Raw genomic sequence first — 24,235 nt, forward strand, 5'->3', positions numbered from 1 at the left:
TCACACTTCCGTGATGATCCTCAAGCTGATGGTGGCCGGCGCAGCCGTGGCCGGCGCCCTGACCACGGTGGCGCCCGCGCAGGCGGCGACCACCCCTGAGTGCGACAACGGCAACGTGACCGCGTCCTACCGCGGCGGCGAGGGCGCGACCAGCCACGTCTACGGGCGCATCGTGCTCAAGAACACCTCCGATGAGACCTGCACGGTGCAGGGGTACGGCGGGCTCTCCTACGTCGGCGGCGGCAAGGGCAAGCAGGTCGGCGCCGCCGCCGACCGAACGCCGAGCCGTACCCCGAAGGTGACGCTCGCGCCGGGCGAGAAGGTGGCCCAGCAGGTCGTCGAGACCTCCACCGGCCCCTACTCCAAGAAGCAGTGCCGGCCCATGCCGGTGGACGGCTTCCGCGTCTACGTCCCCGACGAGACCCGCTCGCAGTTCATCGCGCACCCCACCACCGGCTGCGCGAACCCTGCGGTGCACCTGCTGGCGCACAAGGCGTTCCACTAGCCGATGAGTCCGGGCGTCGCGGGCGGTCGGGACGGTCATGACCGACCTCGACCAGCAGGCCCGCGACGTCCTGGACTCGGTGCGCTACGTCGTGCTCGCCACCCTCGACGAGGACGGTCGACCCCGCACGTCGCCGGTGTACTTCACCCCCGACCGCTACGCCCGCCTCTACTGGGTCTCCCACCCCGACACCCACCACTGCGCCAACCTGCGCCGTGACGCCAGGGCCAGCGGTGTCGTCTTCGACTCGACCCGGCCGCCCGGACAGGGCGAGGCCGTCTACGTCACCGGGACCGCGCGCGAGGTCGGCGCCGCCGAGCTCGACGCGCACGTGCCGGTCGCCTTCGACCCGGCCCGGGGCGCGCGCCGCTTCGAGCCCGAGGAGCTCTCCGGCGACGCGGACCTGCGGCTGTGGGTCCTCGAGCTGGAGGACGTCGAGGTCCACGTGCCGGCCGGCCACCCCGAGCTCGGCACCGGCCGGGACCGCCGGGTGCCGGTCGACCCACGGGTGTGACTCGCCTCACCCCTCCGGGTACCGCCGCGCCATGAGCGAGCAGCGCGGGGAGCGGGACGAGGAGTCCCGGGAGCAGGGCGAGGCCGAGGAGGCCGAGCAGGAAGGGGCCCGCCAGCCGGGCGCCGACCCCGAGGAGGCCGACGAGATCGCGGCGGACCGCGAGGAGCGCCTCGACCCCGACAACCGGCCGGAGAACGTGGAGGTGGACAACACCGACCGCGACTTCGACGCGGAGAAGGGGATGTTCACCGATTCCGAGGGCTACGAGCAGGCCGAGGAGCGGTTCCCCCCGCCCGGCGAGCAGGGCGTCTGATGCACGCCCGCTTCGGGTCGCCTGAGACACTGGAGGGGTGACCGACCCGCCCACCTCGACCGACGTCCTGGTCGTCGGCGCCGGCCCTGCGGGCAGTGCCGCGGCGGCGTGGGCGGCGCGCGGTGGGGCCGAGGTGGTCCTGGCCGACGCGGCGGTCTTCCCGCGCGACAAGACCTGCGGTGACGGGCTCACCCCCCGTGCGGTGGGCGAGCTCCAGCGGCTCGGTCTCGAGGACTGGCTGCGCGCGCACACGGTCAACCAGGGGCTGCGCGCCCACGGCTTCGGCCAGACCCTGCTGCTGCCGTGGCCCGGCGGCGGCGAGCTGCCGGACTGGGGCTCCGCGGTGGCCCGCACCGAGCTCGACGACCACCTGCGCACCACCGCGATCAAGGCCGGCGCGACGGCGCTGGACGGCGCCCGCGCGGTCGACGTGCGCCGCTCGGGCGACCGGGTCGAGGCCGTGGTGTTCAAGACCGACGACGGCCCGGTCGAGATCGGCTGCCGCTCGCTCGTGGTGGCCGACGGGGTGCGCAGCCCGCTGGGCAAGGTGCTCGGCCGGGAGTGGCACCGCGACACCGTCTACGGGGTGGCCGGTCGCTCCTACCTCACCAGCGCCATGAGCGACGACCCGTGGATCAGCAGCCACCTCGAGCTGCGCGACCAGGCCGGCACGGTGCTGTCGGGGTACGGCTGGATCTTCCCGCTCGGCACCGGCGAGGTGAACCTCGGCGTCGGCACCCTGGCCACCAGCAAGCGGCCGGCCGACCTGGCCATCAAGCCGCTCATGGGCCAGTACGCCGAGCTGCGCCGCGAGGAGTTCCAGCTCGACGGCGACCTCCGCGCGCCGACCAGCGCGCTGCTGCCCATGGGCGGTGCCGTGTCGGGCGTCGCCGGCCCCAACTGGGCGCTCATCGGCGATGCCGCCGGGTGCGTGAACCCGCTCAACGGCGAGGGCATCGACTACGGCCTGGAGACCGGTCGCCTGGTCGCCGACGTGATCGCCGCGGGTGGCTCGCTGGAGACGGCGTGGCCGGCGCTGCTGCGCGAGCACTACGGCGAGGCCTTCTCCATCGCCCGCCGCCTGGCCGGGCTGGTGACCGTCCCGGGCCTGCTCAAGACCCTCGGCCCGGCCGGCATGCGCAGCGACTGGCTGATGACGCTGGCCCTGCGCTGGATGGGCAACCTGGTGACCGACGAGGACCGCGACCGCGCCGCGCGCGTGTGGCGCTGGGCCGGTCGCCGCTCGATCGCCCGGGACGCCCGCCCGCCGTTCAGCTGAGCGGCTCCGGACCACCACCGTGAGCGACCGGCTCTACCGCGGCGTCATCGCCGGCGGCCGTGGCCTGCTGCGGGCGCTCCGGCTCTCGGTGCGCAGCGCCGGCCAGGAGCACGTCCCGCTCGAGGGTCCCGTGGTGCTGGCCAGCAACCACGTGTCGTTCCCCGACTTCGTCTTCGTCCAGCAGGCGCTGCTGGGTCGCCGACTCGTCCGTTTCCTGTGCCGCCACGAGATCTGGGACTCGCCCGTCGGCTGGGCCATGGACCGGATGCAGCACGTCCCGGTCGACCGCGAGGCCCCCGCCGCGGCGTACCTCCGCGCCCGGGCGTTGCTGCGGGCCGGCGAGCCGGTCTGCGTGTTCCCCGAGGGCGGCATCTCCGCGGCGTACGTCGTGCGCGCGCTCATGCCCGGCGCCGTCGCCCTGGCCGAGGAGACCGGCGCCCCGCTGGTGCCCGTCAGCGTCTGGGGCGGCCAGCGGCTGTGGCCGCAGCGGCGTGAGCTCGACGGTCCGTTCCCGCGCCCGACGATCACCCGCGGCCGGCTGGTGGACGTGCGCTTCCGCCCGCCCCTGGCGCTCACCGGCGACCGGGCCGAGGACGTGCGGCGGCTCGGCCGGACGCTGCAGGAGGGCCTCGAAGAGCTCCAGCGGCTGCCCGAGCACCGACCCCGGCCGGGGGAGTGGGCGCCGTGGCACCCCGCCCACCTCGGCGGCCACGCGGTCGAGCGCACCGCGTCGTTCGCGCTGGACGGGATGCCCCGCGCGGCCGTCGTCCCGGACTGGGGACCACCCCCTTAGGTTGGACGCCGTGGCGGAGCGGCGACAGGTGCGGAAGGTGCAGCGGGTGGCGGCGTACGCCGTCATCATCCGCGACGACCGCATCCTGCTGTCCCGGCTGGCCAAGCGGCTGACCGCCAAGGAGCTGTGGACGCTGCCCGGCGGCGGGCTCGAGCACGGCGAGGACCCGCGCGACGCGGTGGTCCGCGAGGTGCACGAGGAGACCGGCCTGGACGTGCAGATCGGCGAGACCGCGCACGTCTACAGCTACCACCAGCGCAACACCTGGCGACAGGGCCGCCGGGCCGACGCCCACGCGCTGCGGATCGTCTACGACGGCTGGGTGCCGGTGGACAGCCCCGAGCCGCACGTGGTCGAGGTCGACGGCTCGACCATGGACGCGGCCTGGCAGCCGCTGGCCGGCGTCCTGGACGGCTCGGTGCCGACGGTCGGGCTGGTCACCGAGGTGCTGGCCGAGCACCGGCCGTTCCGGCTGCAGCGCGTGGCGGCGTACGCCCTGGCCGTGCGCGACGACCGCGTCCTGCTCACCCGCATCTCCGCCCGCGGCGCGCACCCCAGGCAGTGGACCCTGCCCGGCGGCGGCCTCGAGCACGGCGAGGACCCGCGCGCCGCCGTGGTGCGCGAGGTCCGGGAGGAGACCGGGCTGGCCTGCACCCCCGGCAACGTCCTCGACGTCGTCTCCACCCACTTCGAGGGCACCGCGCCCTCGGGCCGCCGCGAGGACTTCCACGCCCTCCAGGTGGTCTACGCCGCCGAGGTGGCCGACGGCGACCCGGAGGTCCAGGAGAGCGACGGCACCGCCGACGAAGCGGCCTGGGTCCCGCTGGCCGAGCTGGACGCGCTCGAGGTCCGACCGGTGGTCCGCGCCGCACTGGCGGCTAGGTTGCCCTCGTGAGCCGCGAGACCGTCTTCACCTACGGCGCGCCGAACCTCAAGTTCGGCCGGGGCGCCTCCGCCGAGGTCGGCCACGACCTCGCGACGTACGGCGCGCGCCGGGTCCTGCTCGTCACCGATCCCGGAGTGCACGCCACCGGCCACCCGACCCGGATCGCCGAGCAGATCTGGCAGCACGGCATCGAGACCGTGATCTTCGACCGCGCCCGCGTCGAGCCGACCGACGAGTCGCTCACCGAGGCGTTGGACTTCGCCTTCGACGCCGAGTCGACCGGCCGCCGCTTCGACGCGGTGCTCGCGGTCGGCGGCGGCTCGGCCATCGACACGGCCAAGGCCGTCAACCTGCTGCTCACCAACCCCGGTGAGCTCATGGACTACGTCAACGCACCCGTCGGCCGGGCCCGCCCGCCCGAGCAGCCGCTGCTGCCGCTGGTGGCCATCCCGACGACGACCGGCACGGGCAGCGAGAGCACGACCGTCTGCGTGCTCGACGTGCTGGCCCAGCACGTCAAGACCGGCATCAGCCACCCGGCGCTGCGACCCCGGCTGGCTGTCGTGGACCCGTCGCTGACCCTGACCCAGCCCGCCATGGTCACGGCCGCCTCGGGGATGGACATCCTCTGCCACGCGCTGGAGAGCTACACCGCGCGCTGGTACGCCGACTTCGACCGCAAGCAGGCCGAGGAGCGGGTGCCCTACTGCGGTGCCAACCCGGTCGCGGACATGTGGGCCGAGAAGTCGATGAGCCTGCTGGCCGGCGCCTTCCGCACCGCGGTGCACCACGGCGACGACGAGGACGCGCGTGAGCAGATGGCGATGGCGGCCACGTTCGCCGGCATGGGCTTCGGCAACGCCGGGGTGCACATCCCGCACGCCAACGCCTACCCGATCGCCGGCTGGGTCCGCGACTACGTGCCCGAGGGCTACCCCGAGGGCGATCCGATCGTGCCGCACGGCATGGCCGTCAGCCTGACCGCGCCCGCGGCGTTCCGCTTCACCTTCGAAGCCCACCCCGAGCGGCACCTGCGCGCCGCCCGGCTGCTCGACCCGGCCGCCGAGGGCGACGGGCCCGAGGTGCTGCCCGGCGTGGTGGCCGCCCTGATGCGGGACATCGGCATCCCCAACGGCCTGGCCGAGGTGGGGTACGCCGACGCTGACGTCGACGCCCTGGTCGAGGGCGCGGCCAAGCAGCAGCGGCTGTTGGCCGTGTCACCGAAGGCGCCCACGGAGGAGGACCTGGCCGGGGTGTTCCGGGACTCGATGGAACACTGGTAGCCGTGACCTCCGGCGCTCCCGACCTCGTCGCGGAGCTCCGGCGCCGGGGCGTCAGCGACGTCGACGACTCGACGCTCACGCGGGCGCTCTACTCCTCCGACGCCTCGCTCTACCGCGTGGTCCCGCGGGTCGTCGTGCGTCCGCGCGCGGCCGACGAGCTGGACGCGGTGCTGGACGTGGCGCGGGCGACCGGGGTGCCGGTGACCATGCGGGGCGCGGGCACGTCGATCGCCGGCAACGCGGTCGGACCGGGCATCGTGGTGGACACCCTCAAGCACCTCAACCGGGTGCTGGCGGTGGACCCGGAGGCGCGGACGGCCGTGGTGGAGCCCGGGGTGGTCCACGCCCAGCTGCAGCGGGCCGCGGCGCCGCACGGTCTGCGCTTCGGGCCGGACCCGTCGACCCACACGCGCTGCACGATCGGCGGGATGATCGGCAACAACGCCTGCGGGTCGCGAGCGCTCGGCTACGGCCGGACCGTCGACAACGTCGTGGCGCTGGACGCGCTCTTCCCCGCGGCCGACGTCGAGGCGCGGCTGGCCGCGCTGGTGGACGAGCACCTGGCCCACGTGCGCACCGAGTTCGGGCGGTTCGGCCGGCAGGTGTCGGGCTACTCGTTGGAGCACCTGCTGCCGGAGCGCGGTCGCAGCGTGGACCGCTTCCTGGCCGGTTCGGAGGGCACGCTCGCGCTCATCCGCCAGGCCACGGTGCGGCTGGTCGACGACACCGCCGAGCGGCTGCTGGTGGTGCTGGGCTACCCGTCCATGGTCGAGGCCGCCGACGCGGTGCCGGCCCTGCTCGCGGCCACCAGCGGTGCTGGTTCCGGGCGCATGGTGGCCTGCGAGGGCCTGGACGCGCGGATCGTGGACCTGGTGCGCGCCAAGGGCGGCGCGGTGCCGGAGCTGCCGCCCGGTGCGGGCTGGCTGTTCGTGGAGCTGGTCGGCGCACCCGAGCTGGCCCCGAGCGTGGTCGCCGAGAGCGGTGCGCTCGGGCACCGGCTGGTCACCGACGCCGGTGAGGCCGCCGCCCTGTGGCGGATCCGCGAGGACGGCGCCGGCCTGGCCGCCCGCTCGCTCAAGACCCCGGCGTACTCCGGCTGGGAGGACTCCGCGGTCCCGCCCGACCGGCTGGGCGCCTGGCTGCGCGACTTCGACGAGCTGCTGCGCGAGCACGGGCTCGACGGGGTGCCCTACGGCCACTTCGGCGACGGCTGTGTGCACGTGCGCATCGACTTCCCGTTCCGGCCCGGCGACGCCGGCTCCGCCAGGGTGTTCCGCGACTTCCTCACCGCCTGCGCGGTCAAGCTGCGCGACCACCGCGGGTCGCTGTCCGGCGAGCACGGCGACGGACGGGCGCGCTCAGAGCTGCTGCCCCTGATGTACGACGCGCAGTCGCTGCGCCTCTTCGGCGCGGTCAAGGCGATCTGCGACCCCGACCACCTGCTCAACCCCGGCAACCTGGTCGACCCGGCGCCGCTCGACGCCGACCTGCGGCCGGTGCGCGGCCGCCGGCCCGTCGTACCCCTGCTCCGGCTGCCGCACGACGGCGGCTCGCTCGGCGACGCGGTGCACCGCTGCACCGGCGTCGGCAAGTGCGTGGCGCCGACGACCGGCGGTGTGATGTGCCCGTCGTACCTCGCCACCCGCGAGGAGAAGGACTCCACCCGCGGCCGCGCGCGGGTGCTCCAGGAGGCGGTGAACGGCGAGCTGGTCGGCGGGTTCGCCGACCCGGCCGTGACCGAGGCGCTGGACCTGTGCCTGGCCTGCAAGGGCTGCGCGTCGGACTGCCCGACCGGCGTGGACATGGCGACCTACAAGGCCGAGGCGCTGCACCAGAAGCACGACGTCGAGGGCGTGCGCCGACCGCGCAGCCACCGGCTGCTGGGCCGGCTGCCACGGTGGGCCGACCGCGCCGCGCCGTTCGCGCCGGTCGTCAACCGGATGACCAGGCTCGGGCCGGTGGCCCGGCTCGCGCGGGCCACCGCCGGCATCGACCAGCGGCGCTCCATCCCGGCGTTCGCCCCGAGGACCCTGCGCAGGTCGGCGCCCACCGGCTCCCCCGACGGCAGGGCCCCCGACGTGTGGCTGTGGGCGGACTCCTTCAGCGACCACTTCTTCCCGGTCAACGGGCACGCCGCGATCCGCTACCTCGAGTCCGTCGGCCTCACCGCCCGGGTCATCCCCGAGGACGCCTGCTGCGGCCTGACCTGGATCACCACCGGCCAGCTCGACCAGGCGCGGACGATCATGCGGCGCACCGTCGAGCGGCTGCGGCCGTACGTCGACTCGGGCGTCCCCGTCGTCGGCCTCGAGCCGTCCTGTCTCGCCACGCTGCGCAGCGACGCCGCCGAGCTCACCGGCCAGAGCGTCGAGATGCTGAGCCTGGCCGAGCTCGTCGAGCAGCGCGACCTCCCGCTGCCCGACCTCACCGGCGTCGAGGTCGTGGCCCAGCCGCACTGCCACCACCACGCCGTCATCGGCTGGGGCCCCGACCAGCGGCTGCTGGAGAGGGCCGGCGCCACCGTCGCCCGGGTGGCCGGCTGCTGCGGCCTGGCCGGCAACTTCGGCATGGAGCAGGGCCACTACGAGGTCTCGGTCGCGGTGGCCGAGACCCACCTGCTGCCCGCCGTGCGCGCCCACCCCGGTGCGGTCGTCCTCGCCGACGGCATGTCCTGCCGCGTCCAGCTCGACGACCTGGCCGGGGTCCGCGCGCTCCACCTCGCCGAGCTGCTCGCCCCGCCGGCTCCGACTACCGCAGGGTGAGGGTCACCTCGCCGCTCCAGGTCTTCCACTCGGGCACGCTCTCCGCGCCGACCGCGGTGGTCACGCGGTAGGTGATCCGGTCGCCCTCGCGCCGGGTCTGCGTCAGCCGCAGGTCCACGGTCGCGACCGCCCGGGTCGGGCCGGTGGTGGTGGACGTCGCGTCGCACCCGAACCGGTCGTCCATCGGCGTCGTGGTCCGGGTGCCGCTGCGCGAGTAGGGCAGGTTGACGAGCACGCTGATCTGGCTGTGGTCGGTGCGTGCGAACTGGGCGTAGAGCATGTCGTAGTAGGGGTCGCCGTTCTGCACGATGGCGCCGCTGCCCACCGAGCTGTCCTGGGTCTCGTCGCGGCAGTACGTGTCCTGGCTGATCCGCGAGTGCGTGCCGGAGTAGTCGTAACGACTGCTGGTCGCCTTGAACTGCTGCCAGTCCCCGGCCCGCGACTCGTCGACGTCGACGCCGAGGTTGATCGTCACGACGTCGGAGGAGGACTCGGTGCTGATCGTGCCCGGACCGCTCTCGTCGCGCGAGCTGCCCTTGGACACGGTGAGGGTGCCGGCGAGGGTGCCCCTGAGCACGGCGCTGACCGCGATGGTGGCCGAGGCGCGGCAGTCGTTGCCCTTCGTGCCGGTGCTCTTCCCGCTCAGGCAGGCGACCACGTGGTAGCCGCCCGCCACGGTGCCGGGCGGGATCGTGATCGTGACCGGCCCGGACGGCAGCTTCTTGCGCGGCTTGAGCTTCGCGACCCTGCTGCTGGCCCGCGCGGCGTCGCCGGGCGACCGCACGTCGTTCTGGGTGAGGTAGTAGGTCACCGTCGCGGCCTTGGCCCTCGCCTTGCCCCGGTTCGCCACCGTGGCAGTGGCCGTGAGCGTCTCGCCGGGGGCCGCGGAGGTCCTGTTGACCGCCACGTCCATGACGGCGAGGTCGGGCACCTGGTGCTGGTGCGGCTTGGCCACGGCGCCGGTCGGCGCGAGCAGCGCGGCCGCGGCGGCCAGCGCGAGGAGGGTCCTGGTCTTGGTCATGCCGGCACCCTCCCGAGGGGCCCTGGGACGGCGCTGGGACGGCGCTGGGACGTCGCTGGGGACGGCGCTCCTAGACTTCTCGGAGTGAACCCCCGCCACCGCCGACTGGTCATCCCGGTCGCCCTGGTGGCGCTGCTGCTGATCGTGGTCGTCGCGGCGGTGCTCTGATGGCCGAGAACCTCCTCCGGGCGCTGGCCCAGGTCCGCACCCGCCTGCTCGACCAGGACGGCCTGGTCCGGGCGGTGGCCTCCGGGCGGCAGCGGGGCGCGGAGCCGCGGTGGCGCCGGGTGGAGCTGAGGTACGTCGACCTCAAGGCCGGGCGGCACCTCCAGCTCACGGCGTACGACGCGACGCAGGCGCACACCTCGAACCACGCGGTCGGCCCCTCCGGTCAGCCGAGCGCCGCGCGCGACGCCGTGGACGACCTGCTGGACGCGCCGTTCGGCAACTGGCACGTGGAGACCACGTCCGAGTCCGTGCAGCTCCGCGTGACCAAGAAGGGCGCGCTGCTCCACGTCTCGGAGCGGAGCGCGCCGGTCGAGGTCGAGCGTGGCCACGACCGCGACAAGGAACGGCTGCTGGCCGAGGACGACCCGCTGTTCCGGGCGCTCGGGCTGGCCGACGCCGACGGGCGGCTCAAGCCGAGCCGGCGCGACAAGTTCCGCCAGGTCGAGGAGTTCCTGCGGCTGCTCGACACCGCGGTGACCGAGGCCATCGACAAGGGCCAGCTGCGCCGGCCGACCGCCGAGGAGCCGCTGCTGGTCGCCGACCTGGGCTGCGGGAACGCCTACCTGACCTTCGCCGCCGAGCGCTACCTCGCGGGCGTGCGCGGGCTGCCGGTCCACCTGGTCGGCGTGGACGTCAAGGAGCAGTCGCGCGAGCACAACGAGCGGGTGGCCGCCGAGCTCGGGCTGGACGCGCAGTTCGTGGTCGGGACCATCGGCGGCGCCGAGGTCGACCCGGCGCCCGAGGTGGTGCTGGCCCTGCACGCCTGCGACACCGCCACCGACGAGGCTCTGGCCCGGGCCGTGCGGTGGGAGGCGCCGCTGGTCCTCGCCGCGCCCTGCTGCCACCACGACGTGGCCGCCCAGCTGCGGCGCGCACCCACCCCCGCGCCGTACTCCATGCTGACCCGGCACGGCATCCTGCGCGAGCGCTTCGCCGACACCCTGACCGACGGGCTGCGGGCCACCCTGATGCGGCTGCAGGGCTACCGCGTCGACGTGGTGCAGTTCGTGGAGAGTCAGCACACGCCGCGCAACACCCTGCTCCGCGCGACCCGGGCGACCGGCCCCGTGAGCGGCGGCTCGCTGCGCCGGGAGTACGACGAGCTGGTGGCGACCTGGGGGATCAGCCCCAAGCTGGCCGAGCTGCTCGATGCGTGAGCGCGCGCTGGTGGCTCTGGTCGCCGTGCCGTTCCTGCTCGGCGCCGCGTCGGCCTCCTCGTCCTCGGCCGACGGCCAGGTGGCCTTCACCGTCCAGGACCCCGAGATCGTCGAGTCCAGTGGGCTGGCCGTCGTGGACGGGCTCGTCGTGACCACCAACGACTCCGGCAACAGCGGTCGGCTCTACACACTCGACCCGGCCACCGGCGAGACCGTCGGCACCACCGACTGGGCCAGGGAGCCCACCGACGTCGAGGCCCTGGCGCCCGCCCCGAGCGGCGCGGTCTGGGTCGGCGACATCGGCGACAACCAGGCCGTGCGCGACTCGGTCCAGGTCGCGCAGGTCCCGGTCGGGCGCCAGCGGCTGGACGCGGACGTCCGGAGCTACGACCTGGTCTACCCCGACGGCGCGCACGACGCCGAGACGCTGCTCTGCGACCCGACCTCCGGCCGGCTGTACGTCGGCACGAAGTCCCCGCTCGGCGGGACCCTGTACGCCGCGCCGGCCGAGCTCTCGCCCGACCGGCCCAACGCGCTCGAGCCCGTCGGCGACGTGCTGCCGCTCGCCACCGACGGTGCGTTCCTGCCCGGCGGTGACCGGGTGGTGATCCGCAACTACGGCGTGGCCGACGTCTACGCGTTCCCGTCCATGGAACGGCTCGACCAGCTGCGGCTGCCGAGCCAGGAGCAGGGGGAGGGGCTCGCGGTCGACGCCGACGGCAGCCTGCTGCTCAGCTCGGAGGGGCAGCGCCAGGACGTGGTGCGGGTCGAGGTGCCCTCGCCGACCGTGACCCTGACCGTCAGCGGGTCCGCGAGCCCGTCGGCCGAGCCGACTCCTCCCACGACCGTCTCCCGTGAGGACCGCGAGCTGCCGGAGAGCACCGAGACCGAGCGCTCGCCGTGGCCGTGGTTCCTCGGCGGGCTGCTCGGCGTCGGCTTCATCACGGTGCTGGGCTTCAGCCTGCGGCGGCGCTGAGCACCGCATCCAGCGGGGTGGCCGGGTGCCCGACCAGGGCGGGCAGGAACGGGTCGACCACGTCGAACTCGCCGGCCCGGCTGGCTTCGAACATGCTCAGCAGCATCCGGGCGATCGGCTCGGGCGTGCCGTGCCCGACCAGACCGGCCACGAACTCCTCGTCGCCCACCACCTCGCGGCGGTACGCCGTGCCGGTGACCCGCGTCGCGCGCTCGGCCACGGCGGCCGCGTCCAGCGCCTCCGGCCCGGTCAGCGCCGGGGTCGGGCCGTCGTCGGCGCCGTCGTCCAGCAGCAGCGCGACCGCGGCGTCGGCCAGGTCGTCGTGCGTCGTCCACGAGACCGGCCCGTCCGCGGGCAGCCGCAGCACGCCGTCCTGGGCCATGGCCAGCCAGAAGGCCGTGGAGTCGGCGTGGAACCCGTCGCGCAGGCTGGTCCACCGCATCCCGCTGGCCGCCAGGAGGTCCTCGGTGGCGGCGTGGTCGCGCGCCGGGACGAAGGCCGAGGCCGGGTCGGCGGCCTGGTGGCTGGTGTAGACGATCCGCTCCACCCCGGCTGCGCGGGCCGCCTCGATCGCGTCGCGGTGCTGGGTCAGCGCCTGCTCGCCGACCGCCGCCGCCGAGACCAGCAGCAGCGTCGTCGTGCCGGCCAGCCCCTGCTCGAGCCCGGCCGGGTCGGTGTAGTCGCCCCGGGTGACCCGCACCCCCTGCGCGGCGAGTGCCTCGACCCTTTCCGGGCTGCGCACGCAGACGCCGAGGCCGTCCGCGCCGAGCCGGTCCAGGAGCCGGGACGCGACCCGTCCGCCGAGCTTCCCGGTCGCTCCGGTCACTGTTATCACTGGTACCTCCATGTTGTTAGCGATGATGACAGCGACGATAACCCCGGACTGTTAGCGTTGCCAACGTGGAGCCCCGCGAGCGCATCCTCGACGCGGCCTCGGCCCTGCTGGCCGAGGGCGGCCGGGATGCGGTCTCCACCCGCGCGGTCTCGGCCCGGGCGGGGGTCCAGGCGCCCACCATCTACCGCCTCTTCGGCGACAAGCGCGGGCTGCTGGACGAGGTCGCGGCCGCCGGCTACGCGTCGTACGTCGCGGACAAGCTGCGCCGCCCGGCCTCCGACGACCCGGTCGCGGACCTGCGCCGGGGCTGGGACCTGCACGTGGCCTTCGCGCTGGCCAACCCGGCGCTCTACGTCCTCATGACCGAGCCGCGGCCGGAGGGGCGGGCGCCGGAGCAGCTCGAGGGGATGGCCTACCTCGAGGCGATGTTCGCTCGGATCGCCGCCGCCGGACGGCTGGCCCTCCCTGAGGAGCTCGCGCTGCAGGTCTTCGGCGCGGCCGGCAACGGCGCCGCCCTCATGCTGCTCTCGCTGCCGCCGGAACGGCGCGACCCCGCGGTCTCCCACCACGTCCGCGACGCCACCATCGCCGCGATCACCACCGACACCCCCGCGGTCTCCGAACCCGGCCCGGCGGCCGCGGCGGTGACCCTGCGGGCAGGCCTCGGGGACGTCGCCGTGCTGTCGGCGACGGAGAAGGCGCTGCTCGCCGAGTGGCTGGACCGGATCGCCTCCGCCGAGGGGTGAGTTCACCCGGGCGGTGATCTGGCTACTGTCCGGCCGTGCCCCGCCTGCGCCGTACCTCGCCCGACCAGCCCGGCTGGACCCGCCGGCGCGCCGGCAAGGGGTTCGTCTACCTCGACGGCAAGGGCGCCCGGCTGCCCGAGGACGAGGCGCAGCGGGTCCGCGACCTGGTGATCCCGCCCGCGTGGAAGGACGTGTGGATCACGCCCTACGCCAACGGCCACCTCCAGGCCGTCGGCACCGACGACAAGGGCCGGCGCCAGTACCTCTACCACCCGGCCTGGCGCGAGCGGCGCGACGCGGAGAAGTTCGACCGGATGCTGTTGTTCGGCAAGGCCATGACCAAGGCCCGCGAGCGCGTCATCGTCGACCTCGGCCTCGAGGGCATGCCGCTGGAGCGGGCGTGCGCGGCCGCCGTACGCCTGCTCGACCTCGGCTACTTCCGCATCGGCAACGACGTGTACGCCGACGAGAACGGCAGCTTCGGCCTCACCACCATCGAGCGCCGGCACGTGCGCCGCTTCCAGGACGCGCTGGTCTTCAAGTTCACCGGCAAGTCCGGCGTGGACCACGAGATCCGCATCGACGACAAGGTGGTCATCGAGGCCATCGAGATCATGCGCAAGCGGCGCAGCGGCGACGACTCCCGGCTGCTGTCCTACCGCAACGGCCGCGCCTGGAAGTCGCTGATCCCCGACCTGGTCAACGACTACGTCCGCGAGACCACCGGCCTGCAGGCCACGGCCAAGGACTTCCGCACCTGGCACGCCACCGTGCTCGCCGCCGCCGCCCTGGCCCAGTCCGCCGAGCCCGCCCAGACCAACGCCTCGCGCAAGCGCGCGGTCGCCGCCGCCATGAAGGAGGTCAGCTCCTTCCTCGGCAACACCCCGACCCTCGCGCGCACGTCGTACGTCGACCCGCGCGTCGTCGACGCCTACGAGCGCGGCAAGACCATCGTCAAGGCGACCGGCAAGACCTACGCCAACAGCGACGAGCGACAGGCGGCGCTGGAGAAGGCGACGCTGAGGCTGCTCAAGGAGTACGAGTAGCGGTCAGGAAACCCTTGCCGGGGAGGCCGGCAGCCGCTTTGGTGGGCTCATGAAGACACCCTCCTACGCCAGCGTCGCCGCGACTCTCGCGCTCGTCCTGGCCGCCAGCGGCACGGCGTACGCCGCCGGCATCCCGAAGAACAGCGTCACCAGCAAGCAGATCAAGAACGACTCCGTCACCGGCAAGGACATCAAGGAGTCCACGCTCGACATCGTGCCGAGGGCGAACAGTGCGGCCTCCGCAACGACAGCGACGAGCGCGACCAGCGCCGGGACCGCGGCCTCGGCCAACAACGCGAACGCCCTGGGCGGGGCGCCTGCGTCGTCATTCGCCCGGTCCGGACTGGGCGTCAGCGGCCCGGCCGAGGTCCTGCCGTTGCAGCTCACGGTCCCAGGCTGGGGCACCTTCCGGCTCAGCTGCGAGCTGCACGTCCTCAACTCCACGATCGACGACGACGTCTCCTTCGGGGCCACGGTGTCCGGTGCAGGTGCCGTGACGCGCAGGTCGGCCACGATCGTGACCCAGGCGCGCGGGGCGACCACGGCAACCACCGCGCTGTTCGCTGCCAACGTCGCGGACGGCGCCACGACCGACTACGCGCCGAGCGACGCCGTCCTGTCCGCGGACTTGATGGTCGAGACCGCGGACGGGGCCCACGCCCTGCGCGTCGAGGCCCGTGGCCAGGACGACATCACCACGCTGGGCTGCGCAGGGTTCATCGAGGCGCAGGTGCTGAGATAGCCCCTGTGAGGGTCACGGCGGTCCAGGGCGACATCACCCGGCAAGAGGTCGACGCGGTCGTCAACGCCGCCAACAACGGCATGCGCGGGGGCGGAGGTGTCGACGGCGCCATCCACCGTGCCGGCGGACCGGCCGTGCTCGAGGACTGCATCGCGCGGTTCCCGCGCGGCCTGGCCACCGGCGACGCCGGCTGGACCACGGCCGGCGACCTGCCGGCGCGCTGGGTGATCCACGTGGTCGGGCCGAACCGCAACGCCGGGCAGACCGACCGCGGGCTGCTGCTGTCGTGCTACCGGCGGGCGCTCACGGTCGCGGACGAGATCGGTGCGCGCACGGTGGCGTTCCCGCTGATCAGCGCGGGCGTCTACGGCTGGCCCAAGGACGACGCCATCGCCGCGCCCCTCGAGGTGTTCGCCGCCGCGGACACCGCGGTGCAGGAGGCCCGGATCGTGGCCTTCGACCGGGCGACCTACGACCTGGTCGTCGCTGCGCTCCCCGGCCGCGAGGACTGACCGTGGCCCGCATCTTCGTCACCGGCTCGGCCGACGGGCTGGGCCTCGGGGTCGGCCGGCTGCTGCTCGAGCGGGGCCACGAGGTGGTCCTGCACGCGCGCGACGAGCGTCGTGCGGACGACGTGCGAGCCGCCGCGCCGGGCGTCGCCGACGTCCTGGTCGGCGATGTCGCGACCCTCTCGGCCATGGTCGACGTGGCCCAGCAGGCCAACGCCTCGGGTCGCTTCGACGCGGTGGTGCACAACGTCGCGATCGGCCACCGGTCGTCCACCCGCACCGAGACCGCCGACGGCCTGCTCACCACCTGGGCGGTCAACGTGCTTGCGCCGTACGTCCTCACCGCGCTGCTGCAGCGCCCCGACCGGCTGGTCTACCTCAGCTCCGGCATGCACCTCGGTGGCGACCCGAGCCTGCAGGACGTCCAGTGGACCCGCCGCCGGTGGAACGGCGCCGGCGCCTACTCCGACTCCAAGCTGCACGACGTGCTCCTCGCGCTCGCCGTCGCCCGGCGCTGGCCGGACGTCGTCACGAACGCCGTCAGCCCCGGGTGGGTGGCCACGCGGATGGGCGGCGCGGCTGCGCCGGACTCGTTCGAGGAGGGCGTCGACACCCAGGCGTGGCTGGCCGAGGGCGGCGACGCCGAGGCGCGGCTGAGCGGGCGGTACCTGTTCCACCGGCGGCCGGGTGACCTGCACCCGCGGGCCCACGACGAGGCGCTGCAGGACGGGTTGCTGGCGCTGTGCGCCGAGGCTTCCGGAGTGGCCCTGTCCTGAGAGGTGGCCGCCCGACGCGACCACACGCGGCAGCTGCCAGAGAGCGTCAGAGCCGCTCGATCACCCAGTCGATGCAGGCCGTGAGCGCGGCGACGTCGTCGGGGTCGATGGCGGGGTACATCGCGATGCGGAGCTGGTTGCGGCCGAGCTTGCGGTAGGGCTCGGTGTCGACGATGCCGTTCTCGCGCAGCACGGCGGCGATGCGGGCGGCGTCGATGCCCTCGTTGAAGTCGATGGTGCCGATGACCAGCGAGCGGTCGGCGGGATCGGCGACGTACGGGAAGGCGTGCTCGGAGGCCTCCGCCCAGCCGTACAGCGTCGAGGAGGACTCGGTGGTGCGCGCGACCATGCCGTCGAGGCCGCCGTTGCTGTTCATCCAGTCCAGCTGCTCGGCCATGAGGAACAGCGTGGCCACGGCGGGGGTGTTGTAGGTCTGGTTGAGCCGCGACTGCTCGAGGGCGGTGGTGAGGCTGAAGAACGCCGGGACGTGGCGGCCGGAGGCGGCGATGCGCTCGGCGCGCTCGACGGCGGCGGGGGAGAACGTCGCCAGCCAGATCCCGCCGTCGGAGGCGAAGGACTTCTGCGGCGCGAAGTAGTAGACGTCGGACTCGGTGAGGTCGACGGGCAGGCCGCCGGCGCCGGAGGTGGCGTCGATGAGGACCAGGGCGCCGTCGTCGGCGCCGGTGGGGCGGACGACGGGGGCCATGACGGCGGTCGAGGTCTCGTTGTGGGCCCAGGCGTAGGCGTCGACGCCGCCCTCGGCGACGGCGGTGGGGTGGGTGCCGGGCTCGGAGCCGATGACCGAGGGCTCGTCCAGCCAGGGGGCGGCCTTCGCGGCGGTCGCGAACTTGGAGGAGAACTCCCCGAAGGTCAGGTGCTGGCTCCTGGTCTCGATCAGGCCGTACGTCGCGACGTCCCAGAACGCCGTCGCGCCGCCGTTGCCGAGCACGACCTCGTAGCCGTCGGGCAGCGAGAAGAAGGCGGCGAGCCCGTCTTTGACCCGGCCGACGAGCTCGCGCACCGGCGCCTGCCGGTGCGAGGTGCCCATGAGCGAGCGGCCGGTGGCGGCGAGGGCGTCGAGGTGCCCGGGCTGGATCTTGGACGGCCCGGCACCGAAGCGCCCGTCGCGCGGCAGCAGGTCGGTGGGGATCCTCGGCGCGTCGGTCACGGCTCTATCCTGGCACCCGCTGTCGCCCCCGAACCCGAGGAGTCCACATGCGCCGCGGGCGCGCTGACCACGACCAGGCGGGGCTCCAGCGCGTCCTGCTGCTCGGCGGGGTGCTGACCGTGCTGGCCGGCGTGGGGTTCGCGGTCTGGGGGCTGTTCGGCGAGAGCCGCGGGCTGGTCATCGGGGTGGTGCTCGTGGTCTTCGGCGCCGCCTGCCTGGTCGTCTCCCGCGACGACGGCCGCGGCCGGTGGTGCCCCGAGTGCCTCGCGCGCAACGCCGAGGACGCGACGGTCTGCGAGCGGTGCGGGCACGACCTTGGCTGATCAGGCGGCTGATCAGGCGGCTGAGCAGGCGGCTCAGCAGGCGGACGGGCTCGAGCTCGTGCGGGTGGGCTACGGCCACCCCGACGCGATGCGGCTGATCGAGGAGGTCCAGGCGGAGTACGTCGCGCGCTACGGCGGGCGCGACGAGACGCCGCTGGACCCGCTGATGTTCGAGCCGCCGCAGGGCAGCTTCTGGGTCGCCTACCTGCCGCTCGGCGGGGTGCGCGGCCCGGTCGCCACCGGCGCCTGGCGCCGGCACGAGGACGTCGAGGTCTTCGGCACGACCCGGACGGCCGAGATCAAGCGGATGTACGTCGTCCCGGCCGCCCAGCGCCGCGGCCTGGCCCGGCGCGTGCTGGCCCACCTGGAGTCCGACGCCGCGGCCAGCGGGGCCGAGGCGATGATCCTGGAGACCGGGCTGGCGCAGCCGGAGGCGATCGCGCTGTACGAGTCGGCCGGCTACGTGCGCATCGCGCCGTTCGGCCACTACCGGGACGCCCCGCTCAACCGCTGCTTCGCCAAGCCGCTGACCGCTAGCCTCTCCACCTGAGGAGGACGACATGGGCATCTTCGGTGGCTCCGCGCAGGACGACGTGGACCTGCGCGCGCTCCGGGACCGGGTGAGCCGGCTCGAGGCGACGGTGGTCTCGCTCCAGGCCCAGCTCGCGGCGCTGAGCGTCGCCCCGACGGCCGCCGCCGCCGGTGCCGCGCCCGCCGCCGGCAGCGCGTGGCTCGACGAGGTCCGCCAGCTCAAGGCGAGCGGCAAGCTCATCCCCGCCATCAAGCTCTACCGCGAGCACACCGGGGTCGGCCTCAAGGAGGCCAAGGACACCGTCGAGGCGATGGTCTGAGCCGGTGCTGCTCCCGTTGAAGGTGGCGCGCGGCGTCGCCGACGGCACCGTCTCCCTCGCCTTCCGCCGCTGGCGCGCGCAGGACGTCCGACCGGGCCACGTCTTCACCACCGCGGCCGGGCTGGTGCGGGTCGACGCGGTCGAGCCCGTCGCGGCCGAGGCCATCACCGACGCCGAGGCCGTGCAGGCGGGCTGGCCCGACGCCGACCGGCTCCGCGGGCGGCTGGCGCCCGAGGGCACGACGTACCGCGTCCACCTGTCCTACGCCGGCCCCGACCCGCGCGTCGCGCTGCGCCAGGACGCCGACCTCAGCGCCGCCGACGTGGCCGCGCTCGACGCCAAGCTGGAGCGCCTGGACCGGGCCTCGTCGCACGGGGCGTGGACGCTGCACTACCTCGAGCTCATCGGCGAGCACCCGCAGCGCCGGGCACCGGACCTGGCGCAACTGGTCGGCCGCGAGACCGCGCCGTTCAAGATCGACGTGCGCAAGCTCAAGGCGCTGGGGCTGACCGAGTCGTTCGCGGTGGGCTACGAGGTCTCGCCGCGCGGGCGGGCGTACCTGTCCAGCACGACACGCCGCCGCTGATCCTCCGATCGGTCATTTCTCACCTGGTTCGCGCCCTGCGCCCGTCGGGGCGCTCCTACCGTCGACGGCTGTGCGCTCCCTCCTCGTCGGCACGGTCCTCGCGCTGTGCGCCGCCCTGCTCGGCCTCACCGTGCCCGCTGTGGTCCCAGCCGCCGTCGCGGACGTCGACGGCGGCGGGCTGCCGGTCGAGGACTACGCCTCCTACGACCCGCAGACCACCTGCGCCCGGCAGCCCAAGGTCGGCACCGTCGCGCTCGGGCAGTGGCTGGTGGCGACGTACGGCGGCGCGGGCGGGGCGGTGAACCGGCCGTGCTCCGGCTCGGGCACCTCCGAGCACAAGGACGGCCGGGCGGTCGACTGGACGCTCGACGCCGACGACCCTGCCGACCGCAAGCTGGCCCAGCAGTTCCTGGCCGATGCCTTCGCCACCGACGCGGCCGGCAACCCCGCCGCGCTGGCCCGGCGGATGGGGATCATGTACGTCATCTGGGCCGACCACTACTACGCGGCGTACCGCCAGTTCGGCAAGGAGCGCTACCTCTCCTCCAGCTGCCGGTCGACCAGGCGGTGCTCCAAGACGCTGCGCCACCGCGACCACATGCACCTCTCGCTCTCGAAGGCCGGCGCCAAGGCCCTGACCAGCTTCTACGTCGACCTGGTGCCGGGCGGCGGACCGCTCGCCTGAGTCAGTCGTCGCGGGCCGCCCACTCCTCGCGGGTGAGGACGTAGGCGACCTCGCCGTCGTCGGTGTCCACGTGCCGCAGCCCGGCCTTGCTCAGGACGCGACGCGAGCCGGTGTTCGCGGCCCTGGTCGTCGCGCCCACCCGCGTCACGTCGGGCACGGCGAAGGCGCGCGCCACCATCGCGCGGGCACCCTCGGTGGCGAGTCCCCGGCCCCACGCCGAGCGGGCCAGGCGGTAGCCGAGGCCGGCGAGGCTCGGGTCGTGGGCGAAGGACGAGGCCGACCACCAGCCGAGGAAGGCGTCGTCCTCGAAGCCGGCCCAGTAGCCCAGCCCGCGGGCCGGGTCGGACTGGCGCTCCAGTCGCTGGCGCCACTCGGCGGCCGTCTCCTCCGGGGTCGCCGGGCGTCCCAGCAGCCAGCGCATCACCTCCGGGTCGGCGTTCAGCTCGACGAGCAGGGGGAGGTGCTCCTCGGTGACCGGCTCGAGGCGCATCAGGCCGAGCGGGCCGCGCGCCGGGCCTGCAGGCGACGCTGCTTGGCCACGAACCGGACCGAGGACCAGGCCACGAACCGTGGCGAGAGCCGGCCGATCCGCCACGCGATCCGGGCGGTGCGCGGGGTGACCAGCAGCGGCCGGTCGTCCGCGACCGCCTCGAGCACCTGGTCGGCCAGGACGGCCGGGTCGAGCGGATGGCGCACGCCCTGACCCTTGAGGAAGTAGTCGCGACCGTGGAACCGCCCCACCGCGCCCTTGTCGAGGATCGGGGTGTCGACGGCGGACGGGCAGACGGCCGTCACCCCGACGCCGTGCGCCGCCGCCTCCGAGCGCAGGGCCAGGGAGAGGCCGACCACCGCGTGCTTGGTCATGACGTACGACGTGAGCAGGCCGGCGGCCATCAGCCCGCCCATCGAGGCGGTGTTGACGATGTGGCCCGAGCCCCGGGCGACCATCCGCGGGTACGCCGCGTGCACGCCGTGCACGACGCCGCGGATGTTGACGTCGATGATCGTGTCCCAGTGCTCGAGCGTGAGCTCCTGGGTCTCCCCGCCGATCGAGATGCCGGCGTTGTTGAACAGCAGGTCGAGCGGCTCGACCGTCTCCAGCAGGGTCCGGACGGCGGCCGCGTCGGTCACGTCGAGGCGGGCGGCGCGGGCGGTGCCGGGGCCGGTCGTCGAGGCCGCGGTCCGCTCGGCGGCGGCCAGGTCGAGGTCGGCGCAGACCACGTGGGCGCCGGCCGCGACCAGCGCTCGCGAGAGGGCGGCACCGATGCCGGAGCCGGCGCCGGTGACGACGGCGTGGCGCCCCGAGAAGCGCTCGGCTACTCCGCCCACTCCGCCTGCCAGCCCTCGACGTCCGAGGCCGGGCGGGTTCCGGGGCCGGTGTAGATCGCCGACGGGCGGATCAGTCGGCCGGTCTTCTTCTGCTCGAGGATGTGCGCGGACCAGCCGCCGGTGCGGGCGCAGGTGAACATCGAGGTGAACATGTTCGCCGGCACCTCGGCGAAGTCCAGGACGATGGCCGCCCAGAACTCGACGTTGGTCTCCAGCACGCGGTCGGGACGGCGGGTGCGGAGCTCGGCCAGGGCGGCCTTCTCGAGCGCCTCGGCGACCTCGTAGCGCGGGGCGTCGAGCTCGCGCGCCGTACGGCGCAGCACGCGGGCGCGGGGGTCCTCGGCGCGGTAGACGCGGTGGCCGAAGCCCATGAGGCGCTCGCCGTCGTCGAGGAGCTTCTTGACGTAGCCCTCGGCGTCGCCGGACTTCTCGACCGCCTCGATCATGCCGAGCACGCGGGACGGCGCGCCGCCGTGCAGCGGGCCGGACATCGCGCCGATGGCGCCGGAGAACGCCGCCGCGACGTCGGCGCCGGTGGAGGTGATGACGCGGGCGGTGAAGGTCGAGGCGTTCATGCCGTGCTCGGCCGCCGAGGACCAGTAGGCGTCGATGGCCCTGACGTGGCTCGGGTCGGCCTCGCCGCGCCAGCGGATGAGGAACTTCTCCGCGAGCGTGCCGCCCTGGTCGACCTCGCTCTGCGGGACGACGTGCTTGCCCAGCCCGCGGGCCGACTGCGCGGCGTACGACAAGACCATGACCGCGACCCGGGAGAGGTCGAGGCGGGCCTGCTCGTCGCTGATGTCGTAGGTCTGGCCCATGCCGAGCATCGGCGCGAGCATCGCGACGGAGGCCTGGACGTCGGCGCGGACGTCGCCGGTGTGGATGGCGATGTTGTACGGCTCGGCCGGCGGCAGGCCCGGCGTGTAGGCGCCGTCGACCAGCAGGCCCCAGACGTTCTCGAACGGCACCCGCCCGACGATGTCCTCGATGTCCACGCCGCGGTAGCGCAGCGCGGAGCCCTCCTTGTCGGGCTCGGCGATCTCGGTCCGGAAGGCGACGACGCCCTCGAGACCCTCGTGCACCTCTACCTCAGCACCACCGTCATCAGCCATGTCGCGCATTGTGCCGTACGGTCGAGGACGTGACGGATGCGCTCGACTCGGTGGCTGCCGCCCGCGCGGAGTACACCCGCGGCGGGCTCGTGGAGGACGACCTGCTGCCCGACCCGGTCGCCATGTTCCGGCGCTGGTACGACGACGCGCACGAGGCCGGGCTGCACGAGCCCAACGCGATGGTCGTGGCCACCGCGACGGCCGACGGCGTGCCCTCGTCGCGGTTCGTGCTGCTCAAGGGCGTCTCCGAGGACGGCTTCGTCTTCTACACCAACACCACGTCGCGCAAGGGCAGCGAGCTGGCGGAGAACCCGCACTGCGCGCTGCTGTTCCCGTGGTACCCGCTCGAGCGCCAGGTCCGGGTCGACGGCACCGCCGAGCTGCTGCCCCGCTCGGCGGTCGACCAGTACTTCGCGGTCCGGCCCCGCGGCTCCCAGCTCGGCGCGTGGGCCTCGCACCAGTCGTCGGTCGTGGCCGGTCGCGAGGAGCTGAGCGCGTCGTACGACGAGGCGGAGCAGCGCTACGAGGGCGGCGACGTCCCGACCCCCGAGGAGTGGGGCGGCTACCTGGTGCGGCCCGAGGCCTTCGAGTTCTGGCAGGGCCGGCCCGGCCGGATGCACGACCGGCTCGTCTACCGGCGTACCGACGGCGGCTGGCGCACGGAGCGGCTCGCGCCCTGATCCGTCGCCGGGCCATGGCCCGTGTGGACCATGGGCGCCGGGCCCGCGCCGTCCTACCCTGTGGTCCGTGACCACGAACCTGTTCCGCGGGAACCCACGGCTGCTCCTCGCCGCGCTCCCCGTCGCGGCGGGGATCGTGCTGCTCAAGCTGATCAGCGATCTCACCGACCTCGACGGGCTCGCGCTCAGCCCGCTGCTGGCCGGCGCCATCGGCGCCGAGGTCTTCATCCTGGGCTTCCTGCTCACCGGCACGGCGGGTGACTTCAAGGAGGCCGAGCGGCTGCCCGGCGAGGTCTCGGGCAGCCTCGAGACCATGGCCGACGAGTGCCTCATCACCTACAACGACATCCGCCTGCCCGAGGCCCGGACGTGCCTCGAGCAGTTGGTCCAGGTGGCCCACGCGATCCGGCAGTGGCTGCTCGAGGACGAGGGGCTCGACGAGGTCCTGTCCGAGGTGCGCGCCTTCAACGGGCCCTTCACGGTGATGGCGCCGGCCATCCAGGCCGGGTTCACCACGCGCCTGAAGTCCGAGCAGGCCTCGATCCGCCGCCTCGTCCTGCGCATGGACACGATGCGCCGCACGTCGTACGTCTCGGCCGGCTACCTCATCGCCGAGGTCACCGCCGCCCTGCTCGTGCTGGTCATGCTCTTCACCGACCTCGGCCCCCTCGGCCCGACCCTCTGCCTCGTCGGGCTGATCAGCTACCTGCTCGTCTACCTCGTCATGCTCATCCGGGACCTGGACAACCCGTTCGAGTACCGCGACGGCGTCCCCGGCGCCGCCGACGTCAGCCTCGACGTCCTCGAGCGCACCGAGCACCGCCTGCGCGCCCTCCTCGACCACCTCGCCGCCGGCGACGAGGTCGGCCTGGACGACGAGGAGCCCCTCGTCGCGGTCCCCGCCGCGACCGCCACGGAGCCGCCCGCCTGACGGCTCCGTCCCACGCACGTGGTCCGTGGCGATCGGCACATGGGGAACCCTGGGGAGGGACCCGATCGTCACGGATCACCCACGGGTGATCCGCGCCTCCCGGGTCCTCCCCAGGGTCCCCATGTGCCGATCGCCCCAGACCACGACGGTGGGACGGAGCCGTCAGGCGGGCGCAATGGCGGGAGCGCGCGGGCTGGGG

The 24,235-nt window shown here is 74.2% G+C and carries 28 protein-coding genes; 22 read left to right on the top strand and 6 right to left on the bottom strand.

Annotated features, from left to right (window positions below; all coding sequences use genetic code 11):
- Positions 1 to 13 precede the first annotated feature (13 nt).
- From G5V58_RS00275 to G5V58_RS00310, 8 genes are read left to right on the top strand one after another with little or no spacing between them, the layout of a single operon-like run.
- Entirely contained in the window at positions 14 to 505 is a 492-nt protein-coding gene (locus G5V58_RS00275; protein ID WP_165227727.1) for a DUF4232 domain-containing protein, read from the top strand.
- A gap of 37 nt (positions 506 to 542) precedes the next feature.
- Positions 543 to 1,019, top strand: coding sequence for a pyridoxamine 5'-phosphate oxidase family protein (locus tag G5V58_RS00280; protein WP_165227729.1), 477 nt, complete (start codon positions 543 to 545; stop codon positions 1,017 to 1,019).
- Positions 1,020 to 1,050: 31 nt separating this feature from the next.
- Complete coding sequence (locus G5V58_RS00285; RefSeq protein ID WP_165227731.1) at positions 1,051 to 1,332, top strand: hypothetical protein; 282 nt, start codon at positions 1,051 to 1,053, stop codon at positions 1,330 to 1,332.
- 37 nt (positions 1,333 to 1,369) lie between these two features.
- The gene (locus tag G5V58_RS00290) at positions 1,370 to 2,611 is read left to right on the top strand and encodes a geranylgeranyl reductase family protein (RefSeq protein WP_165227733.1); all 1,242 of its coding nucleotides are present in this window, start codon (positions 1,370 to 1,372) and stop codon (positions 2,609 to 2,611) included.
- Between the two features lie 19 nt (positions 2,612 to 2,630).
- Positions 2,631 to 3,404, top strand: coding sequence for a lysophospholipid acyltransferase family protein (locus G5V58_RS00295; protein ID WP_165227735.1), 774 nt, complete (start codon positions 2,631 to 2,633; stop codon positions 3,402 to 3,404).
- Between the two features lie 10 nt (positions 3,405 to 3,414).
- Positions 3,415 to 4,299 carry an NUDIX hydrolase gene (locus G5V58_RS00300; RefSeq protein WP_230486971.1) on the top strand — a complete coding sequence of 295 codons (885 nt, stop codon included), beginning with the start codon at positions 3,415 to 3,417 and terminating at the stop codon, positions 4,297 to 4,299.
- Positions 4,296 to 5,573 carry a hydroxyacid-oxoacid transhydrogenase gene (locus G5V58_RS00305; RefSeq protein ID WP_165227737.1) on the top strand — a complete coding sequence of 426 codons (1,278 nt, stop codon included), beginning with the start codon at positions 4,296 to 4,298 and terminating at the stop codon, positions 5,571 to 5,573. The genes G5V58_RS00300 and G5V58_RS00305 overlap by 4 nt, the downstream gene beginning before the upstream one ends.
- Entirely contained in the window at positions 5,567 to 8,335 is a 2,769-nt protein-coding gene (locus G5V58_RS00310; RefSeq protein ID WP_407939767.1) for an FAD-binding and (Fe-S)-binding domain-containing protein, read from the top strand. Before G5V58_RS00305 ends, G5V58_RS00310 begins: the two co-directional genes overlap by 7 nt.
- Here the strand turns inward: G5V58_RS00310 and G5V58_RS00315 are convergent.
- A complete protein-coding gene (locus G5V58_RS00315) occupies positions 8,322 to 9,356 on the bottom strand; it encodes a CARDB domain-containing protein (protein ID WP_165227741.1) in 1,035 nt (344 codons plus the stop codon). The genes G5V58_RS00310 and G5V58_RS00315 overlap by 14 nt on opposite strands.
- Positions 9,357 to 9,523: 167 nt before the next feature.
- Between G5V58_RS00315 and G5V58_RS00320 the strand changes: the two genes are divergently transcribed.
- Both G5V58_RS00320 and G5V58_RS00325 read left to right on the top strand, forming a co-directional pair.
- Positions 9,524 to 10,741 carry an SAM-dependent methyltransferase gene (locus G5V58_RS00320; protein WP_165227743.1) on the top strand — a complete coding sequence of 406 codons (1,218 nt, stop codon included), beginning with the start codon at positions 9,524 to 9,526 and terminating at the stop codon, positions 10,739 to 10,741.
- Entirely contained in the window at positions 10,734 to 11,717 is a 984-nt protein-coding gene (locus G5V58_RS00325; RefSeq protein ID WP_165227745.1) for an SMP-30/gluconolactonase/LRE family protein, read from the top strand. Before G5V58_RS00320 ends, G5V58_RS00325 begins: the two co-directional genes overlap by 8 nt.
- Here the strand turns inward: G5V58_RS00325 and G5V58_RS00330 are convergent.
- Positions 11,698 to 12,543 carry an NAD(P)H-binding protein gene (locus tag G5V58_RS00330; RefSeq protein WP_230486972.1) on the bottom strand — a complete coding sequence of 282 codons (846 nt, stop codon included), beginning with the start codon at positions 12,541 to 12,543 and terminating at the stop codon, positions 11,698 to 11,700. The genes G5V58_RS00325 and G5V58_RS00330 overlap by 20 nt on opposite strands.
- Positions 12,544 to 12,617: 74 nt before the next feature.
- Here G5V58_RS00330 and G5V58_RS00335 point away from each other — a divergent pair, with 74 nt between their 5' ends.
- Genes G5V58_RS00335 through G5V58_RS00355 form a run of 5 tightly spaced genes read left to right on the top strand, consistent with a single transcriptional unit; the run spans position 12,618 to position 16,371 of the window.
- Positions 12,618 to 13,298: a TetR/AcrR family transcriptional regulator gene (locus G5V58_RS00335; protein ID WP_165227749.1), complete on the top strand. Its 681-nt coding sequence runs from the start codon at positions 12,618 to 12,620 to the stop codon at positions 13,296 to 13,298.
- Between the two features lie 35 nt (positions 13,299 to 13,333).
- Complete coding sequence (locus G5V58_RS00340) at positions 13,334 to 14,344, top strand: DNA topoisomerase IB (protein ID WP_165227751.1); 1,011 nt, start codon at positions 13,334 to 13,336, stop codon at positions 14,342 to 14,344.
- A 49-nt stretch (positions 14,345 to 14,393) separates the two neighbouring features.
- The gene (locus G5V58_RS00345; protein WP_165227753.1) at positions 14,394 to 15,086 is read left to right on the top strand and encodes a hypothetical protein; all 693 of its coding nucleotides are present in this window, start codon (positions 14,394 to 14,396) and stop codon (positions 15,084 to 15,086) included.
- A gap of 5 nt (positions 15,087 to 15,091) precedes the next feature.
- Positions 15,092 to 15,598 (top strand): macro domain-containing protein, encoded by a 507-nt coding sequence (locus G5V58_RS00350; RefSeq protein WP_165227755.1) that lies wholly within the window; start codon positions 15,092 to 15,094, stop codon positions 15,596 to 15,598.
- 2 nt (positions 15,599 to 15,600) lie between these two features.
- Positions 15,601 to 16,371 (top strand): SDR family oxidoreductase, encoded by a 771-nt coding sequence (locus G5V58_RS00355; RefSeq protein ID WP_165227757.1) that lies wholly within the window; start codon positions 15,601 to 15,603, stop codon positions 16,369 to 16,371.
- Positions 16,372 to 16,417: 46 nt separating this feature from the next.
- On the opposite strand, the gene serC is transcribed toward G5V58_RS00355, so the two are convergent.
- Positions 16,418 to 17,539 carry a phosphoserine transaminase gene (gene serC, locus G5V58_RS00360; protein ID WP_165227759.1) on the bottom strand — a complete coding sequence of 374 codons (1,122 nt, stop codon included), beginning with the start codon at positions 17,537 to 17,539 and terminating at the stop codon, positions 16,418 to 16,420.
- Positions 17,540 to 17,586: 47 nt separating this feature from the next.
- Here serC and G5V58_RS00365 point away from each other — a divergent pair, with 47 nt between their 5' ends.
- The 5 genes from G5V58_RS00365 to G5V58_RS00385 all read left to right on the top strand — a co-directional run bounded on the left by G5V58_RS00365 (position 17,587) and on the right by G5V58_RS00385 (position 19,984).
- Positions 17,587 to 17,862, top strand: a complete 276-nt coding sequence (locus G5V58_RS00365) for a hypothetical protein (protein WP_165227761.1) — start codon at positions 17,587 to 17,589, stop codon at positions 17,860 to 17,862.
- On the top strand, positions 17,855 to 18,412 hold the full coding sequence (locus G5V58_RS00370; protein WP_230486973.1) for a GNAT family N-acetyltransferase: 558 nt from the start codon (positions 17,855 to 17,857) through the stop codon (positions 18,410 to 18,412). The genes G5V58_RS00365 and G5V58_RS00370 overlap by 8 nt, the downstream gene beginning before the upstream one ends.
- 10 nt (positions 18,413 to 18,422) lie before the next feature.
- Entirely contained in the window at positions 18,423 to 18,713 is a 291-nt protein-coding gene (locus G5V58_RS00375; RefSeq protein WP_165227763.1) for a ribosomal L7/L12 family protein, read from the top strand.
- Positions 18,714 to 18,717: 4 nt separating this feature from the next.
- A complete protein-coding gene (locus G5V58_RS00380; RefSeq protein WP_165227765.1) occupies positions 18,718 to 19,299 on the top strand; it encodes a hypothetical protein in 582 nt (193 codons plus the stop codon).
- A 70-nt stretch (positions 19,300 to 19,369) separates the two neighbouring features.
- On the top strand, positions 19,370 to 19,984 hold the full coding sequence (locus G5V58_RS00385) for a hypothetical protein (RefSeq protein WP_165227767.1): 615 nt from the start codon (positions 19,370 to 19,372) through the stop codon (positions 19,982 to 19,984).
- A gap of 1 nt (position 19,985) precedes the next feature.
- On the opposite strand, the gene G5V58_RS00390 is transcribed toward G5V58_RS00385, so the two are convergent.
- Genes G5V58_RS00390 through G5V58_RS00400 form a run of 3 tightly spaced genes read right to left on the bottom strand, consistent with a single transcriptional unit; the run spans position 19,986 to position 22,425 of the window.
- Complete coding sequence (locus G5V58_RS00390; protein WP_165227769.1) at positions 19,986 to 20,474, bottom strand: GNAT family N-acetyltransferase; 489 nt, start codon at positions 20,472 to 20,474, stop codon at positions 19,986 to 19,988.
- Positions 20,474 to 21,313 (bottom strand): SDR family NAD(P)-dependent oxidoreductase, encoded by an 840-nt coding sequence (locus G5V58_RS00395; protein ID WP_165227771.1) that lies wholly within the window; start codon positions 21,311 to 21,313, stop codon positions 20,474 to 20,476. The genes G5V58_RS00390 and G5V58_RS00395 overlap by 1 nt, the downstream gene beginning before the upstream one ends.
- Entirely contained in the window at positions 21,301 to 22,425 is a 1,125-nt protein-coding gene (locus G5V58_RS00400) for a citrate synthase 2 (RefSeq protein ID WP_165227773.1), read from the bottom strand. The genes G5V58_RS00395 and G5V58_RS00400 overlap by 13 nt, the downstream gene beginning before the upstream one ends.
- A 29-nt stretch (positions 22,426 to 22,454) precedes the next feature.
- Between G5V58_RS00400 and pdxH the strand changes: the two genes are divergently transcribed.
- On the top strand, positions 22,455 to 23,105 hold the full coding sequence (gene pdxH, locus G5V58_RS00405) for a pyridoxamine 5'-phosphate oxidase (RefSeq protein WP_196240542.1): 651 nt from the start codon (positions 22,455 to 22,457) through the stop codon (positions 23,103 to 23,105).
- 67 nt (positions 23,106 to 23,172) lie between these two features.
- Positions 23,173 to 24,036, top strand: a complete 864-nt coding sequence (locus G5V58_RS00410) for a hypothetical protein (RefSeq protein WP_165227777.1) — start codon at positions 23,173 to 23,175, stop codon at positions 24,034 to 24,036.
- The last annotated feature ends 199 nt before the right edge of the window (positions 24,037 to 24,235 follow it).

Source organism: Nocardioides anomalus, assembly GCF_011046535.1.
In the GTDB taxonomy this organism is placed as follows: Bacteria; Actinomycetota; Actinomycetes; order Propionibacteriales; family Nocardioidaceae; genus Nocardioides; species Nocardioides anomalus.

Coding starts and splice junctions, on each gene's coding strand:
- G5V58_RS00275 (WP_165227727.1), top strand. CDS start 14: ATGATCCTCAAGCTGATGGTGGCCGGCGCAGCCGTGGCCGGCGCCCTG.
- G5V58_RS00280 (WP_165227729.1), top strand. CDS start 543: ATGACCGACCTCGACCAGCAGGCCCGCGACGTCCTGGACTCGGTGCGC.
- G5V58_RS00285 (WP_165227731.1), top strand. CDS start 1,051: ATGAGCGAGCAGCGCGGGGAGCGGGACGAGGAGTCCCGGGAGCAGGGC.
- G5V58_RS00315 (WP_165227741.1), bottom strand. CDS start 9,356: ATGACCAAGACCAGGACCCTCCTCGCGCTGGCCGCCGCGGCCGCGCTG.
- G5V58_RS00320 (WP_165227743.1), top strand. CDS start 9,524: ATGGCCGAGAACCTCCTCCGGGCGCTGGCCCAGGTCCGCACCCGCCTG.
- G5V58_RS00325 (WP_165227745.1), top strand. CDS start 10,734: ATGCGTGAGCGCGCGCTGGTGGCTCTGGTCGCCGTGCCGTTCCTGCTC.
- G5V58_RS00345 (WP_165227753.1), top strand. CDS start 14,394: ATGAAGACACCCTCCTACGCCAGCGTCGCCGCGACTCTCGCGCTCGTC.
- G5V58_RS00365 (WP_165227761.1), top strand. CDS start 17,587: ATGCGCCGCGGGCGCGCTGACCACGACCAGGCGGGGCTCCAGCGCGTC.
- G5V58_RS00375 (WP_165227763.1), top strand. CDS start 18,423: ATGGGCATCTTCGGTGGCTCCGCGCAGGACGACGTGGACCTGCGCGCG.
- G5V58_RS00390 (WP_165227769.1), bottom strand. CDS start 20,474: ATGCGCCTCGAGCCGGTCACCGAGGAGCACCTCCCCCTGCTCGTCGAG.
- G5V58_RS00400 (WP_165227773.1), bottom strand. CDS start 22,425: ATGGCTGATGACGGTGGTGCTGAGGTAGAGGTGCACGAGGGTCTCGAG.